The organism is Ensifer sp. ENS06, assembly GCF_014852205.1.
Lineage (GTDB): Bacteria > Pseudomonadota > Alphaproteobacteria > Rhizobiales > Rhizobiaceae > Ensifer > Ensifer adhaerens.
Map to the genome: position 1 here is coordinate 198,678 of NZ_JACVBC010000007.1, position 15,880 is coordinate 214,557.

16 protein-coding genes are annotated in these 15,880 nt (G+C 62.2%); 6 read left to right on the top strand and 10 right to left on the bottom strand.

The annotated features are described in order from the left end of the window. The first annotated feature begins 6 nt into the window (after positions 1–6). Both alc and IB279_RS23565 read left to right on the top strand, forming a co-directional pair. The gene (gene alc, locus IB279_RS23560; RefSeq protein WP_090295956.1) at positions 7–1,026 is read left to right on the top strand and encodes an allantoicase; all 1,020 of its coding nucleotides are present in this window, start codon (positions 7–9) and stop codon (positions 1,024–1,026) included. Between the two features lie 71 nt (positions 1,027–1,097). Further along, positions 1,098–1,583: an ureidoglycolate lyase gene (locus IB279_RS23565; RefSeq protein ID WP_034799348.1), complete on the top strand. Its 486-nt coding sequence runs from the start codon at positions 1,098–1,100 to the stop codon at positions 1,581–1,583. 84 nt (positions 1,584–1,667) lie between these two features. Here IB279_RS23565 and IB279_RS23570 read toward each other — a convergent pair whose 3' ends face one another. Beyond that, entirely contained in the window at positions 1,668–2,516 is an 849-nt protein-coding gene (locus tag IB279_RS23570; RefSeq protein WP_159416072.1) for an AraC family transcriptional regulator, read from the bottom strand. 111 nt (positions 2,517–2,627) lie between these two features. Here IB279_RS23570 and IB279_RS23575 point away from each other — a divergent pair, with 111 nt between their 5' ends. Together IB279_RS23575 and IB279_RS23580 are read left to right on the top strand one after the other, a co-directional pair. Further along, on the top strand, positions 2,628–3,881 hold the full coding sequence (locus IB279_RS23575; protein WP_110818876.1) for a cytochrome P450: 1,254 nt from the start codon (positions 2,628–2,630) through the stop codon (positions 3,879–3,881). Positions 3,882–3,923: 42 nt separating this feature from the next. Beyond that, positions 3,924–4,244, top strand: coding sequence for a 2Fe-2S iron-sulfur cluster-binding protein (locus tag IB279_RS23580; RefSeq protein WP_043613820.1), 321 nt, complete (start codon positions 3,924–3,926; stop codon positions 4,242–4,244). Between the two features lie 155 nt (positions 4,245–4,399). Here the strand turns inward: IB279_RS23580 and IB279_RS23585 are convergent, their stop codons facing one another. Next, complete coding sequence (locus tag IB279_RS23585) at positions 4,400–5,692, bottom strand: NCS2 family permease (protein ID WP_034799339.1); 1,293 nt, start codon at positions 5,690–5,692, stop codon at positions 4,400–4,402. Between the two features lie 422 nt (positions 5,693–6,114). Here IB279_RS23585 and IB279_RS23590 point away from each other — a divergent pair, with 422 nt between their 5' ends. After that, on the top strand, positions 6,115–6,312 hold the full coding sequence (locus IB279_RS23590) for a heavy-metal-associated domain-containing protein (protein WP_034799336.1): 198 nt from the start codon (positions 6,115–6,117) through the stop codon (positions 6,310–6,312). Positions 6,313–6,398: 86 nt separating this feature from the next. On the opposite strand, the gene IB279_RS23595 is transcribed toward IB279_RS23590, so the two are convergent. The 7 genes from IB279_RS23595 to IB279_RS23625 all read right to left on the bottom strand — a co-directional run bounded on the left by IB279_RS23595 (position 6,399) and on the right by IB279_RS23625 (position 13,678). Next, positions 6,399–8,069: a dihydroxyacetone kinase subunit DhaK gene (locus IB279_RS23595; protein ID WP_113186995.1), complete on the bottom strand. Its 1,671-nt coding sequence runs from the start codon at positions 8,067–8,069 to the stop codon at positions 6,399–6,401. A gap of 9 nt (positions 8,070–8,078) precedes the next feature. Beyond that, positions 8,079–9,074 carry an ABC transporter ATP-binding protein gene (locus tag IB279_RS23600; RefSeq protein WP_034799319.1) on the bottom strand — a complete coding sequence of 332 codons (996 nt, stop codon included), beginning with the start codon at positions 9,072–9,074 and terminating at the stop codon, positions 8,079–8,081. Then, on the bottom strand, positions 9,067–10,164 hold the full coding sequence (locus IB279_RS23605; protein WP_060601486.1) for an ABC transporter ATP-binding protein: 1,098 nt from the start codon (positions 10,162–10,164) through the stop codon (positions 9,067–9,069). Before IB279_RS23605 ends, IB279_RS23600 begins: the two co-directional genes overlap by 8 nt. Before the next feature lie 3 nt (positions 10,165–10,167). Beyond that, positions 10,168–10,356 (bottom strand): hypothetical protein, encoded by a 189-nt coding sequence (locus IB279_RS23610; protein ID WP_034799314.1) that lies wholly within the window; start codon positions 10,354–10,356, stop codon positions 10,168–10,170. Continuing rightward, positions 10,353–11,294, bottom strand: a complete 942-nt coding sequence (locus IB279_RS23615; protein ID WP_043613810.1) for a carbohydrate ABC transporter permease — start codon at positions 11,292–11,294, stop codon at positions 10,353–10,355. Before IB279_RS23615 ends, IB279_RS23610 begins: the two co-directional genes overlap by 4 nt. Continuing rightward, positions 11,291–12,238, bottom strand: a complete 948-nt coding sequence (locus IB279_RS23620) for a carbohydrate ABC transporter permease (protein ID WP_113186996.1) — start codon at positions 12,236–12,238, stop codon at positions 11,291–11,293. The genes IB279_RS23615 and IB279_RS23620 overlap by 4 nt, the downstream gene beginning before the upstream one ends. A gap of 105 nt (positions 12,239–12,343) precedes the next feature. Further along, a complete protein-coding gene (locus IB279_RS23625) occupies positions 12,344–13,678 on the bottom strand; it encodes an ABC transporter substrate-binding protein (protein WP_034799738.1) in 1,335 nt (444 codons plus the stop codon). Between the two features lie 255 nt (positions 13,679–13,933). Between IB279_RS23625 and IB279_RS23630 the strand changes: the two genes are divergently transcribed. Next, complete coding sequence (locus IB279_RS23630) at positions 13,934–14,956, top strand: LacI family DNA-binding transcriptional regulator (protein ID WP_060601489.1); 1,023 nt, start codon at positions 13,934–13,936, stop codon at positions 14,954–14,956. Between the two features lie 184 nt (positions 14,957–15,140). On the opposite strand, the gene IB279_RS23635 is transcribed toward IB279_RS23630, so the two are convergent. Continuing rightward, entirely contained in the window at positions 15,141–15,338 is a 198-nt protein-coding gene (locus tag IB279_RS23635; RefSeq protein WP_034799295.1) for a hypothetical protein, read from the bottom strand. Positions 15,339–15,880: the final 542 nt, after the last annotated feature.

Consider the following 15,880-nt stretch of genomic DNA (forward strand, 5'->3'; position numbering starts at 1 on the left):
CTCGCGATGACGATCGACGGCGTGAACCCGCCCGAATTCGCGCTGAACGCGATCAACCTTGCCTCCGCCGGTCTCGGCGCGCGGCCGGTCTTTGCAACCGACGAGTTCTTCGCGCCGCTCGAACGCATGCTGCAGGACGCGCCGCCGGTCTATCATCCCGGTGTCTATGACGAGAACGGCAAGTGGATGGACGGCTGGGAGACGCGGCGACGCCGCGGCCCCGGCAACGACCACGCCATCGTGGCACTCGCGACGAACGGCCTCATCCGGGGCTTCGAGGTTGATACCACTCATTTCACCGGCAACTACCCGAGCGCTTGCGCCATCGACGCCTGCCTGGCACCGGATGGCCCCGACGATCGGACGGTCTGGACGGAGCTGGTCTGCCCTCGGCCGCTTGGCCCGAGCGCGCTGCATCACTTCGAAGCGCGGTCGGATTCTGTCTGGAGCCATGTGCGCTTGCGCATCTATCCCGACGGCGGCGTCGCCCGCCTTCGGGTTTACGGCGCGCCTGCGCTAGACCGGGCAGCGATCGGCGACGCGGTGGTCGATCTGGCCTCATCATTGCTCGGCGGGCGCATCATCGCCTATTCCAACGGACACTACGGCCACCAGCGGCTGCTTGCGCCCGGACGCGGCATCAACATGGGCGACGGTTGGGAGACCCGCCGGCGGCGCGAGCCCGGCAACGACTGGATCGTGGTGAAACTCGCCGCGCGCGGCGAGATCGACCGGATCGTGGTCGATACCGCCCACTTCAAGGGCAACTACCCGGACGCCTGTTCGCTGCAGGCTGCAGACCTTGGAGCGACCGCTTGCGAAGTGGCCGCAGCCGTTACGGCATCGTCGATGTTCTGGCGCGAGGTCCTGCCGCCGCAGAAACTCGCCGCCGACAGCATCCACACCTATGAAGCAAGCGCACTCGCGATCGCGGGTCCGGTAACCCACGTGCGCTTCAACATCTTCCCCGACGGCGGCGTCAGCCGGCTGCGTGTCTTCGGGCGTATTGCGAAAGCCGGCATCTAGATCGCTTCGCCGAGGAGGCGAAGCGATCAAACTTCCAGGCAACCCATCAACATTGGACGGAGGAGCGTCACATGAAGGAGATCGTCATACAGCCGTTGACCCGGGAGGCCTTTGCGCCTTTCGGCGACGTGATCGAAACGGAGAATGCCAACAACTTCCCCATCAACGGGGGCAATGCAACCCGCTACCACGACCTCGCCAAGATCGATACAACAGGCGAAAAGGCCCGGCCCATGATCAGCCTGGTGCGCGGCGTACCCTATCCGCTGCCGCTGAAACTCACCATGGTCGAGCGCCATCCGCTCGGCAGCCAGGCCTTCATCCCCTTGAGCGACAACCCGTTTCTGATCGTCGTCTCCCGGGAAACCGACGAAGGCCCGAGTGAACCGATCGCCTTCAAGACCACCCCGGGCCAGGGCGTCAACATCGCCCGCAATGTCTGGCACGGCATCCTGACGCCGCTCGATGACGTCTCGGATTTCGCGGTGGTCGATCGCGGCGGCGAAGGCGTCAATCTCGAGGAACATTTCTTCAAGGAGCCGTTCCTGATCGTGTGAATCAATGCATGACCCGGTCGTCCGGTCGGGTTATCGGTGCGCCAGGGCCTCGCTGGCCGCCGAAATCGGACGAAGACTGCGACCTCAATAGCCGCCATCCCGCCGGAATTTCGTCGGCGTGTATCCGGTCACGCGGCGGAAATCGCGCGAGAAATGATAGGGATCCGGATAGCCGCAGACGGCGGCCACCGCCGAGACCTTGGCATCGGGTCCAACCAGCAGGCGTTTCGCTTGGTTGATCCGCTCGTGGCGCAGCCAGTCCATCGGCGTCGTTCCCACCATATCGCGAAAGCGACGAAAGAGTTGCGACGGGCTCAGCCGCGCAAGCGCCGCAAGATCGTCGATCGTCCAGGGCCTGGCGAGATCGCCGCGCATCACCGACAGCACCTGAAGCAAACGGTCTTCACCGGACCTGTCCTCGGCCGGTTCGGCTCCGATCAGCCGTGGCGCGATCATGTCCGCCATCAGCCCCGCGATCGCGGCGCTCGACAGGGCGTCCGTCGCCGGCGAGCGTTCGGCAAGAAATCCGCTCACACTTTCGAACGCCGCCTGTGCCCTCCGCGGGTCTCTCGGCACGAACAATGGCGACTGCTGCACGCCGAGAAACTGGTAGAGCGCATCAAGCCCGTGTCCCTCGATCCCCATCCAGAGATAACGCCAGCTTTCGCTGTCGGCAGCGCAGCTATGCGCATAGGCCTGAGAGGTATCGAGCCAGGCAACACTGCCGGTTTCGGCAGGGAAACGTTGACCGTGCACCTCGATCAACCCGCGTCCGCCTGTTGTGTAGACGAAGACGTGCTGGTGGAACCGTTTGCGGATCGGCGCCTCGTCAGGGCGCGCCGTCCGGCTTCCGGCCACCAGCGCCAGATAGGGAAACGCACCTGCGAATTTTGCCGGGGTGTGGAAATGGATCTCTTCGCTTTCGGTCAGCATGCCATTTTCTGGCATCCGATGCGAGTTTTGTCCATCATCTTGCGACAGGGTGCCATTCACAGAGCTACGGCAGTGACGTTATCATGCAGCTTTATGCACGGAGAATTGCCCATGACCGAAGCCGCGCCGAATGGCGATGCCGCGAATTTCACCTTCGCGCCGCTGTCCCCGGATTTTGCTCGCGATCCCTATCCGACCTATCGCGCGCTGCGCGAAAAAGAGGGGCTGCACTACTTTGCGGATTTCGACATCTGGCTTGCCTCGCGCTTCGAGGACGTCTCGGCGATCGTCATGGACAAGCGCATGGTGCGCTCGCTCGAAGACCTCGCGACCAAGGAAGAGCTCTCAAAACTGCAGCGCGCCGCCAATTGGCACGACATGCCACACCACGAGCGTTTCGTGCAGTTCAGCCTGCTCGACAGCGATGGTGCCGTGCATGACCGCTTGCGCAAGCAGGTCTTCAAACTATTCACACCGGCTATGATTGCGAAGCTCCGCGACCAGATCCAGGCCTATGTCGACCGGCTGATCGATAGCCTCGCCGATCGCGGCGAGATCGACTTTGTCGATGATCTGGCCGCCCATGTTCCCGGCCATATCATCGGCCGCCTGCTCGGCGTGCCGGACGAGGACTGTCCGCAGCTGCGGATCTGGTCGGAAAACATCGTGCAGTTCTTCGACGTCGACCGATCCGACGCGCGCAAGGAGCTCGCCGAGCGCAATACGACCGAGTTCTACGAATACCTGACAGCGTTGAAGGCCGAACGTGAGCGGGCGCCGAAGGATGACCTCATCTCGGTGCTGATCGAGGCGGAGCGCTCCGGCGCCATGAACTTCGACGAATTCATCTCCACCTGCATGCTGATCCTGATGGCCGGCCACGGTTCCACGATCGATGTGCTTGGCAGCGGCATGCATTCACTCTTGCGCTTCCCCGAGCAGATGGCGCGGCTGCGGAGCGAACCCGGCCTGATCCAGACCGGCGTGCAGGAGATGTTCCGCTACGAGTCGCCGCTTCCGTTCTTCCACCGCCATTGCGTCGAGGACATCGAGATCTTCGGCCGTCGCTTCGAGCGCGGCACCAAGTTCGGCCTGCTCTATGGCGCCGCCAACCGCGACCCCAAGCAGTTCGAGAATGCCGACACGTTCGACATCGGCCGGACGCCCAACCGTCATCTCGCCTTTGGCGGCGGCGTGCATTTCTGTCTCGGCAACCACCTCGCGCGCCTCGACATGGATATCATCTTCAGCACCCTGCTTCGCCGTTTCCCAACCATCGAACTCGTCGACCGGGAGCCGGAATACAAGCGCGGTCTTTCTGTCCGTGGACCCAAGCGGCTGAAGATCGCCATCCGGCCGGCCTGATCCCATATCCTCGACACCAACATACGCAATCGGAGAATACCCATGCCCAAGATCGTCTTCATCGACGCGGACGGCACGACGAAAGAAATTCAGGCGGAGATCGGCCAATCGCTGATGTCAGCCGCCGTGCAGAACGGCATCGACGCCATTGCTGCCGAATGCGGCGGCTCCTGCGCCTGCGGCACCTGTCACTGTTACATCGACGGCGAATGGAGCGACCGCCTGCCGGCGCCCGAGTTCCAGGAACAGGACATGATCGAGTGCGTCGTCAATCCGAACGAGCGCAGCCGCCTGAGTTGTCAAATCACGGTGTCGGCTGAACTCGACGGCCTTGTGGTGCATCTGCCCGCCGGGCAATACTGAGCAAATCCAGGAAAAGTGTGAAGCGGCTTTCCGTTCGGATTTGCGCTCTTTAAGCCAGATCGAGGCAAAAAGGCCGAAGCAACATTTCGTTGCTCCGGCCAGCACTTACGGGGAAGTTCTGATCGGCCGAGGCGGCATGCCCCGGCCGATTTTCGTTATTCGGCGAAGAACGCGAAGCGCACGATGAAGAGCGCTGCCACGAGCTGGGTTGCCGGGTGGATGACGCTCCACTTACCGGTGAAGACCTTCAAGACGACATAGCTGACGAAGCCGAAGGCGAGGCCGTTGGCGATCGAGTAGGTGAAGGGCATGGCGAGTGCTGTAAGCGCTGCCGGAGCCGCTTCCGTCAGGTCGTCCCACTCGACTTCCGTCAGTTCGCGCATCATCAGGCCGGCAACGTAGAGCAGAGCCGGGGCCGTCGCATAGGACGGAACGGCAGCTGCCAGCGGCGAGAAGAACAGCGCGGCCAGGAAGAGCACGCAGACGGTGAGCGCGGTCAGGCCCGTGCGGCCGCCGGCCTGGACGCCCGAGGCGCTTTCGACATAGGCGGTCGTGCTGCTGGTACCGATCAGCGAGCCGGCGACGATCGCGGTGCTGTCGGCGAGAAGCGCGCGGCCCAGACGGTTCGGCTTGCCTTCTTCCACCAGTTTGGCGCGCTTGGCGACACCGATCAGCGTGCCGGTGGCGTCGAAGACTTCGACGAGCACGAAGACGAGGATGACATGCAGCAGGCCGCCGTGCAGGGCGCCCATGATGTCGAGTTGCAGGAAGGTCGGCGCGATGCTCGGCGGTGCCGAGACGATGCCCTTGAACTCGCTGACGCCGAGGATCATCGACAGGACGGTGACGACCAGGATGCCGATCAGGATCGAGCCGCGAACTTTTAGCGAGTCCAGAACGGCAATCACGAAGAAGCCGAGGATCGCGAGCAGCGGGCCAGTCTGCTTGAGGTCGCCGAGACCGACGAGCGTTGCCGGGTTGTCGACGACGATGCCGGCGTTCTTCAGGGCGATGATGCCAAGGAAGAGGCCGATACCGGTGGCGATCGCGCTTCGAAGCGAATGCGGAATGCCGGCGATCAGCCAGCTTCGCACGCCCGTCACGGTCAGGATCAGGAAGATCACGCCCGAGATGAAGACAGCACCCAGCGCCTGCTGCCAGGTGAAGCCAAGCGCCGCAACGACGGTGAAGGCGAAGAAGGCGTTGAGGCCCATGCCCGGCGCCATGCCGATTGGCCAGTTGGCGACGAGCGCCATGACCGCAGAGCCGAGTGCCGCGGCAATACAGGTTGCGACGAAGACGGCATCCCTATCCATGCCCGTGCTCGACAGGATGTCGGGGTTGACGAAGATGATGTAGGACATCGTCAGGAATGTCGTGATACCGGCGATCACCTCGGTGCGCGCCGTCGTCTGATGCTCTTTCAGCTTGAATAGTCGTTCAAACATCTTTCCTCCCTTGGCGGCGTCACCACGACGCAGCCGAACGACAGTGAGCGGGAAACCGTCTCCTCCAGTTCCCGACCAGTGCATTTCGAACGCCCGGATGTTCCCGGAACGATCGCTTCGCTTTAGGCTTCGTGCCGGCTGGCGATCGTCCGCCCTCTTTCGGACGACGCGAATGCCTCTTGCACAGCCTTTGGATTGTGCGACTTCCGGACGCAGACCGCTAGCCGTCCATTCCCGGGATCGATGATGAAAGACTTTCAAATTTTTCGGAGAATTTGAGGGGCCGCTGGACTACACTTGCGGGGGTATTTTCCACCGTTCGCGCGACTGGAAATGCCGTGAACAAATATCTTGAAGGCCTATTGACCTTCCAACGGTGGGAGACGCCATGTTTGTCTCACAACCGAACCAAGGAGACAAGCATGCAGAACTACAAGATCGACAACATGACCTGTGGCCACTGCGCCGGCGTCGTCCAGAAGGCGATCCTGAGCGTCGACCCGCAGGCAACGATCAAGGTCGATCTCGGCAATCGGGAAGTCAGCGTCGAGACCGCCGCAGCGGCAGGGCCGATCGCAGACGCCCTGAAGGCGGCCGGATACGAGAGCCGCGCGCTCTGAGCGCACGCTCCCCTCCGACACCTCCGGTCACGAAACGCCCCGGCTTTCCGGGGCGTTTTGTTGTCAGGGCAATGTTTCGGTCACCGTCAGCCGGCGACGGCTGCAGCCCCCTCCGGCTGGCGCCCGAGCATATCCGGATGCCGTGCCAGGTGCTCGAACAGGCGAGCGACCGCTTCGGCGCCGGGATCGATGTGCCCTTCGAGTTGCTTGGCATTGATGTAAGCGGCACGCCCTGCCCTTGCCCGCACCAGCGTCGCGGTCAGATTGGCGCCGTCGCGCGCCGCCTTGGAGGCCGCGCCGATGCTCGCGTCGAGCGCGTCCAGTGCCGGAGAAAGCGCGTCGACCATGGTGCGGTCGCCGATCTGCGCCCCGCCGATTTCCTGCATGCGCGCCAACCCGGCTTTCAGCGCTTCGCGGATCGAAAGCCCGCTCGAGGCGCCATCCCCGGCGGCGGCAAAGAAGATCGCCAGAAGCACGCCCGAAGAGCCGCCCATCGTCTGGCTCAACTCCTGCCCGATGGCGCGGAAGAGCTGCGTGTGGTCGGATAGCGGCAGGCGATCGAGGGCCTGAATGAGTGCCCGTGCGGCGCCGGCGAGTGTCGAGCCGGTGTCTCCGTCTCCGGACTTGGCATCGAGTGCATTCAGGTCCTTTTCCGCATCGATCAGCAGGTTGCAGCAGGCAAGCAGGAACTGCCGCGTCGCATCGTGCCGCGAAGGCAGAGGTGAAATCGGCGTCAGGCCATCAGGCAGGGCGAGAACATTCACCGGCCTGACGACGGTCACGCCTGGCCAGGCCGGAAGCGCCACGGGCCGGGACAACAGCTCCAGCTCGGCCTTGTCGGCCGGGTAGACGGAGACGGAAAAGCCGCGCATGTCCAGCGACGTCATCATCGGCGCAGGTCCGACGAGATGCACGATCCGATCGGCGATCGCCGACTGGGCGAGTTCGTGCATGAGAATAGACATTTCCAGGATAGACGTTCCGCCGAGATTATTGACGAGCACCACGTGCGGCTTGTCCTCCATCGCCGCCTGCAGGCGCTCGACCATGGCGGCAACAGCGCTTCTCGCATCGGAATGCACAATCTGTTCGACGCCAGCTTCGCCATGGATGCCGAGGCCGAGTTCCGCATGGCCCTCGGGGATGCGATGTTCCTTCGGCGAACCCGGAACGGTGCAGGTATCGAGCGACATGCCGATGGTGCTCGTGCCCGATATGACCTTGCGCGCCGCATTGGCGATCGTATCGAGGTCCGCCCCGCTTTCTGCGAGCGCTCCGGCGATCTTGTGGACGAAAAGGGTACCGGCGACACCGCGCGCCTGCGGAAGGTCCGGCAGCGCGATGTCGTCATCGACGATGACCATGCTCACATTGAGGCCGTAGGCGCGGGCGCGTTCGGCCGCGAGGCCGAAGTTCAGCCGGTCACCGGTGTAGTTCTTGACGATCAGCAGGCAGCCGGCAGGTCCCGTCACCGCCAGGATACCGGCGAGGATCGCGTCCACGCTCGGCGATGCGAAGACGTCGCCGCAGACGGCGGCCGTCAGCATGCCCTTGCCGACGAAGCCGATATGCGCGGGCTCGTGTCCCGAGCCGCCACCGGAGACGAGCGCGACCTTGCCCTTGTCCCAGTCGGAGCGCAGGACGACGCGAATGTGCGGATATCCGTCGAGGCGGCTGAGCGCGCCGCCGGATGCGGCAAGAACCCCGTCGATCGCTTCCGTAACCGCATTTTCCTTGCGGTTGATAAACTGATTCATGTTCGCCTCCTAAGCGATGCGCATTCCGGCCGCGTCGAAGAAGAGCGGCTTGTCTGGCTGGATCTTGATAGTCTCGCCGCCGCGGAACCCAGTATGGGGGTCCGTGACCGTCACGAGGTTGTGCTGCTTGAACGTGAGATGCAGGCGCGTCTGGTCGCCCAGATGTTCGACACGGGTCACGAGTGCATCTTCTCCGGCGCCCTGGACGATATTTTCGGGGCGAAGGCCGATCGACTGAGCCTTGTCCGGCGCGCCCGCAAAAAGCTTGGCAGGCAGGACGTTGATGCGCGGCTGGCCGAGGCGGGTCGCGGCGTAAACGCTGACCGGCGCTTCGTAGACCTCTCTTGGTGATCCGAACTGAACAAGCCTGCCCTCTTCGAGCACACCGATATGCGTTGCCATGGTCATCGCTTCGATCTGGTCGTGGGTGACGTAAAGAAGCGTCGCCCCGGACTTTGCCTGAATGTTCTTCAGTTCGACGCGCAGATCGGCTCGAAGCTTCGCGTCGAGCGAACTCAAGGGCTCGTCCATCAGGTATATCTGCGGGTTTCTGACAAGCGCACGCCCGATCGACACGCGCTGCATTTCGCCACCGGACAAGGCGGTCGCCTTGTTGTCGAGCTTGTGCGAAATCTGCAAGACCTCGGCGATGGCGTTCACCTTTTCGTCGATCGTCTTCTGCGGCGTTTTCAAGAGCGGGGATTTCAGCGGAAATTCCAGGTTCTGCCGGACGGACAGATGCGGGTAGAGCGAATATTGCTGGAATACCATCGCCACGTTGCGCTGCGCCGGCGTCAGTCCTTGCACGGACATCCCGCCGATAAAGATCTCGCCGCTATTAGGCGTGTCGAGCCCCGAGACCATGCGCAACGTCGTCGTCTTTCCGGCGCCTGTCGGGCCCAGGAGAACCACGAACGACCCGTCCGGGATCGTCATCGAGACATCGTCCAGCGCTGTGTGGGTGCCGAATGTCTTCGTCACGTTTCTTAGGATGACTTCAGCCACGGCGCAGCACTCCCTCGTTGGCTTCGGAGACAAGAGCACGACCCGTCTCCGCATTGAAGAGCGTCAAGGTCCGCGCGTTGAAATCGAGACCGAGAAGCTCGTCGGTACGGGCTGCCTGACTGGAGGGCGTGCGCGCCTTGATCTCGCCGTTGGGCGTTTCGATCGTGACGATCTGTGTCGTGCCGAGATACTCGACGGCGATCACGCGGCCTCTGTAGCTGGAGTCGTCGACGAAACGGACATGCTCGGGACGCACACCGAGCGACAGCGTGCCGGCCCTGCCCTCACGCGACGCCGGCACCGCCACCTTTTTCCCACCGAGATCGATGCTGTCGCCGCCGATACCGATCATGCCCTCGAACTCCAGAAAGTTCATGGACGGGGAGCCGATGAACTTGGCGACGAACTTCGTCGCCGGCCAGTCGTAGATCTGCTGCGGCCGGCCGAATTGCTCGATGACGCCGTGGTTCATGACGACGATCTTGTCACCCATCTGCATCGCTTCCAGCTGGTCGTGGGTCACATAGACGGTGGTGGCGCCCATGCGATCGTGCAGCGCCCGCAGTTCCCCCGCCATATGTTCGCGGAACTCCGCGTCGAGCGCGCCGAGCGGCTCGTCCATGAAGAAGGCCTTCGGGTTGCGGACAATCGCCCGGCCGAGCGCAACACGCTGGCGGTCACCGCCCGAGAGCCCGCCGACCGGCTTGTCGAGAATGCCTTCAATTCTGAGGATCTTTGCCACCTCGGCGACACGCGCGGCGACATCCGCCTTTTTCATCCCCTGGCTGACGAGCGGATAGGAGATGTTCTTGCGTACGTTCATGTGGGGATAGAGGGCGAACATCTGGAAGACGAAGGCGATATCGCGCTCCCTCGCCCGCTTCATGCCGACCTCTTCGCCGCCGATATAGATCTGGCCGCTCGTCGGCAGCTCCAGTCCCGCCATCATCCGAAGCGTCGTCGTCTTGCCGCATCCCGATGGGCCGAGCAGCATGAAGAACTCGCCGTCTTCCACCGTGAAGCTCGAAGACTGGACAGCCGTGAACGCTCCGAACTCCTTGCGCACATTTTCAATTCTGATCTGTGCCATGGGTCACTCCGGAAAATGGCTGACGATGATGAACATGACTGTTCCAAGCAGCGTCACGAGGAAGGAGAAGGAGTAGAGCGTGAGCGACACTGGCTGCATGAGCATGACCACGCCCAGCGCGATGAGCACCGATGCCACCATTTCCCATGCGCCACGGCGAAGGCGGAGCAACTGGTTGAGGAAAGCTGTCATTTTCTTACCGCTCCGAAGGTGATGCCGCGCAGGAGGTGTTTGCGAAGCAGGATCGTGAACACCATCACGGGGACGAGGAAGAGGGTCGCACCGGCCGCCACCGCCGGCCAGTCCTGCCCACCGACGCCGATGATCGTCGGGATGAAGGGCGGTGCGGTCTGCGCGGTGCCCGACGTGAGCAGCACGGCGAAGGCGTATTCGTTCCAGGCGAAGATCAGGCAGAAGATAGCCGTTGACGCGATGCCGGTCGCCGCCTGGGGCAGCACGACCTTGTAGAAAGCCTGGAAGCGAGTGTAGCCGTCGATCAGGGCTGCCTCTTCATACTCGATCGGGATCTCGTCGATGAAGCCCTTGAGCAGCCAGACCGAGAGCGACAGGTTGACTGCCGTATACAGCAGGATCATGCCGGCATGGGTGTCGTTCAGCCCGAGCGAGCGGAACATCAGGAAGATCGGAATGGCGACCGCGATCGGCGGCATCATGCGCGTGGAAAGGATGAAGAACAGCAGGTCGTCCTTGAGCGGCACCTTGAAGCGCGAGAAGGCATAGGCCGCGGCCGTTCCGAGCACGATGCACAGCACCGTCGAGCCGAACCCGATGATGACGGAATTGTAGAAGCGCTCCGGGAACCGCGACGGGCCGGCGATGATCAGCCCATCCTTGCGAACGAGACGCTCGTACCAGGTCTTCGGTTCGCCCATTTCCTTCAGTTGTTCTTCCGAAACGCGAGTGCGCGTCGTGAAGAGGTTCACATAGCCTTCGAGCGTCGGCTCGAAGAAGGTCTTCGGCGGATAGGCGATCGCGTCAGAGGGCGATTTGAAACCCGTTCCGATGATCCAGAGCAACGGGAGAATGGTGATCACCGCATAAAGCACGACCAGGGCGCCTGCGAACCACTTCTGCCGTGCGGATGGCTCCGTTACAGAAAAGCTGCTCATCTCTGCTTCACCTTGTTGAGTGCTTTGACATAGATCGACGCAAGGCCGAAGACGGTCACGAAGAGGATGACGGCATAGGCGGACGCGTATCCGGTGCGCCATTTCTCGAAGGCTTCACGCTTCAGGTTGATCGACGTCAGCTCCGTGATCGAGCCCGGGCCACCGCCCGTCAGCTGCACGACCAGGTCGAACATCTTGAAGTTCTCGATGCCGCGGAAAAGGATGGCCAGCATCAGGAACGGCAGCACCATCGGGATGGTGATGGTCCAGAACTGGCGCCAGCTGCTGGCCCGGTCGCATTCCGCCGCCTCATAAATGCTGCTCGGAATGGAGCGCAGCCCGGCAAGGCAGATGAGCATGACGAACGGCGTCCACATCCAGGTGTCGACGATGATGATCGCCCAGGGCGCCAGCGACGTGTCGCCGATCATCGAGAAGCTGGACGGGTCTGCTCCGGTCAGGAACCCGATCGCGTAATTGAACAGGCCGATCTGTGGCTGGTAGAGAAAGGTCCAGAAGTTTCCGACGACGGCCGGGCTCAGCATCATCGGGAGCACGATGATGGTCGTCCACAGGTCGTTGCCGCGGAACTTCTTGTTGATGAGATAGGCGAGAGCAAAGCCGATCAGCACCTGCAGGACGATCGTCCAGATCAGGAAATGGGCCGTCGCCTGCATCGTCAGCCAGATGTCCTTGTCGGTCAGGATGTTGAGGTAGTTGCGCAGACCGACGAACTGAACAGGTTCGTTCGGGCGGTTTACGCGAAAATTGGTGAAGCTCAGCCGGATGGTCCAGATCAGCGGAAAGATGTTGATCGCAAGCAAAAGCACAATGGACGGTGCGACGAAGATCCAGGCGATCGCGCGGTCCGACAACCCTCTGATGCGCCGTGCAAGCACGGGCGGCGTCGCGTGCGCAGCGCGATCGATCGAAGAATGGAGCATGGTATTCCCCTAAGGCATTGACGAATGGGCATGCGGGGCCGGCGCGAGAGATCGGCCGGCCGGCCCCGCATGGACGCTTCCGCCGGGAGGCGGCGGGTGTTTGCGTCAATACTTGCCTTCGTCTTCGAAGATGTCCTTCCAGTCCTCAGAGAGACCGTCGAGCGCATCCTTCGCCGTGCCCTGGTTGGCAACGACGTAATCGTGGAAGCGCTTCTGCGAGGCCTGCAGCAGCGAGGCGTAGGACGGCTCGGCCCAGAAGTCCTTCACGATTGCCATCGAATCCAGAAAGGTCTGCGCATAGGGCTGGCTCGTGGCGAAGCTCGGGTCCTCGACCACCGAGCGCAGTGCGGAGTATCCGCCGAGCGCCCACCACTTTTTCTGGATTTCAGGCTGCGCAAACCACTTGATGTAATCCAGCGCTTCCTTCTGCTTGTCGGACGCTGCGACGACCGAGATGCCCTGGCCGCCGAGCTGGGCGAACTGCACACCGGTCGGTCCAGCAGGATTGGGGAAGTAGCCGGACTTGTCGCCGCCGACATTGGCGTCGGCATGGATGCCGGGCCAGGTGAAGGCAAAGTTCATCTGCAGGGCGACCTGGCCGGACTTGTAGGCGTCGATATCCTCCGACATGTAGGCGTCGGAATGGCCGGGCGGTGTGCAGCAATCGTAGAGCGCCTTGTAGAATTCCAGGCCCTTGACTGCGTCCGCCGAGTTGACGAAGCCGTCGAGCTCATAGGCTTTCTTCGGATTTCCGTACTCGAAGCCGTAGCTGTAGAGCACGTCCATCACGCCCATGGTAATGCCTTCTGAGCCCCGCTCCGTATAGATGGCAGCGCCATAGACGGTCTTGCCGTCGACCTGGCGCTTCTGGAAGAATTCGGCGATATCCTTGAGTTCGGCGAAGGTCTTCGGCACGGCGAGATCCCGGCCGTATTTCTGCTTGAACTCCGCCTGGAGTTCGGGACGCGAGAACCAGTCCTTGCGATAGGTCCAACCGACCACGTCACCGAACGCCGGCAGAGCCCAGTAGTTCGGCGAATTCTTCGGCCATTCCGCGTAACCGATGACGGTTGCGGGAATGAAGTCGTCCATCTTGATCCCTTCCTTGTCGAAGAAATCATTGAGCTTGATGTACTGGCCATTCTCGGCGGCGCCGCCAATCCACTGGCTGTCGCCGATCATGAGATCGCAGAGCTTGCCGCCGGAATTCAGCTCGTTCAGCATCCGGTCGGCGAAGTTCGGCCACGGCACAAATTCGAACTTCATCGTGTTGCCGCTCTTGGCTTCGAAATCCTTGCTGAGCTCGACGAGCGCATTGGCCGGATCCCAGGCGGCCCAGCAAAGGGTCAGTTCGGCTGCGGAAGCGTGCGTACCGGACGCACCCGCAATGGCAAAATACGCTCCGACCATGACTGTGGAGCTCAACAGAATCCGTTTCATCATTGGGTTCCTCCCCCTTGTACCTTCTGACCTCCATCAGAAGGAAAGCGCCCTGACCGGGCGGTTGGCGTACCTAAATCCTCTTGGCACTAGCGGTGGGCGCGGCCGCATTCAGGGCCTGCGTTCTTCGCTGAAGGATTCATAACTGAGGTGCGCACCTCAACGCAAGCGATTTTTGAGGTGCGCACATCAAATCTTGATTTCGCGGCGATTTTGGTGGAGTAGATTGGGAACGATACACACTGGGAGTTCCGCATGCGGCCAACAGCCAAAGATCTTGCTGAGGCAGCGGGCTTGAGCCTCGCAACCGTCGACCGCGTGCTGAACGACAGGCCGAATGTCAGCCCGAAGGCCGTTCGCAGTGTTAACGAAGCCATTGAGCGCATTGGATTTATTCGAAACCCGGCAGCCGTCAGCCTTGCCCGCAACAAGAGCTACCGGTTCCGGTTCGTGCTGCCGACGAGCGGCGATCTCTATCTGGCGGAACTCATCCACCGGGTGGAAGAGGCGCGGGTGTCGATGAAGGGGGATCTCATCGACCTTGACGTCGTCCAGATCCCGATCGACGACCCGCACAAGGTTGCCAAATACCTCGCAGATATAGACGAGAACGAATTCGACGGGATCGCGATGATGGCGCCGGAATCGCCGCAAGTGCGCGACGCGATCGGCCGTCTGATCGAACGCGGCGTCAAGTTCGTGCAGTTTCTGTCCGGCCAGGAAAAGCTCCCGACCGCCGATTTCGTCGGCGTCGACAACTACGCCGCCGGTGCGACGGCGGCCAAGATCATCGGCCGGTTTGTCGGCCGGAGGGCGGGAAAGGTCCTGATCGTGGCCGAGACGATGCAGTCGCTCGACAGCATCCAGCGACGCTTCGGCTTCGACGATATTGTCAACTCACAGTTTCCTCACCTGCAATGTCTGCCCTCGGTCGAAACCCACGGCGACGAGCGCAGGGCCACCCAGATCCTCCAGCGAGTCCTTGAAAACAATCAAGAGGTTGCGGCGATCTACGTGTTGAGTTCCGAGGCCCGGATCCCGCTCGAGGGCGCCGCATCTTTCACCGATCTGCAAAAGATCACGGTGGTCGTCCACGAACGAACCCCCTTCAGCGAACGCGGCCTGCGCGACGCCAGCGTTGACGCCGTCATCGCCCAGGACCCGGGACACGCGGTGCGCAGCGCCATCCGCATCATGCGCGCGCGAACGGATTTTCGCGAACCGCACGCCGCACAGGACAAGATCAGAATAGAGGTCCTCCTCAAGGAGAACCTCTGACCCTCGGAGAGTGCATCTTTGACGTGCGCACCCCAAGCAGATGGGGGCAACGCCTGATCGCGACGGCGCCGCCGGCAGGCGCGTGAGGAGGCCCGCCCCACGCACCCGACTATGACCAGGCGCCTTCGTTCAAGGCGATCGAGGACAGGCGCGTACCGCTAAATGACGTGGGTGGATGCGGAGATCAGGCGCGCGCTTTGGCGCGCACCTTCTGCGGCTGCGCGGACGGTTGCTGGCTGGCGCTGCCGCCATAATTCACCAGCATCTGCATGGCTTTCTCTATTCCCGCGGGACTGTTCGGGTCGGTGTCGTTCGCGCGACACCAATCCTCGTGCTGCTGTTTGATCACGTCCATGTCGGCGGTAGAGAATGTGCCGGGCATTCTTCGCCCTCCCTTTAAAAAATCACACCAAAGAGAAAACTATCACAACGGCGGAAAGAGGCTCCCCGCACAACTAGGGGGTTTGCGCCCTCGAACAGCAAATTCCTTTGCGCAGCCGCCTTTGCGCAGAGCTATGACGGGCACCTGAACATTGCTCGCGCCGAGGTAAACTTGACACGATCGGCGGCATCGCGGCAGCATGAGGGGTAACTCAAAGCCGTGACTTGGCGAGACCTGCAGTTCGGCGGAAGACCGAGCAAACGCGTTCTGGCCCGGTCGGGAGGGAGGGAAGTGATGGGGTATGATTGGAGCGGCTCGCGCGAACGGCGGATGAAGGTCGCACGGTTCAGTGCGGCGCTGACACTGGCCGCAATGTTCGTAACCGTAGCGGCGCAGGTCGTGACGAGAGCAATTTGAGCCCGTCCTCTTCGTTATGATGCGGACGAAGACGCCTTCATCCGGGCGTCGACCTCCCGCGCCACACCATGGGGTGCCGGAAGAACGGAACCCAGGCTCCCCATGGACAGCGAAAGGCAAGTCTC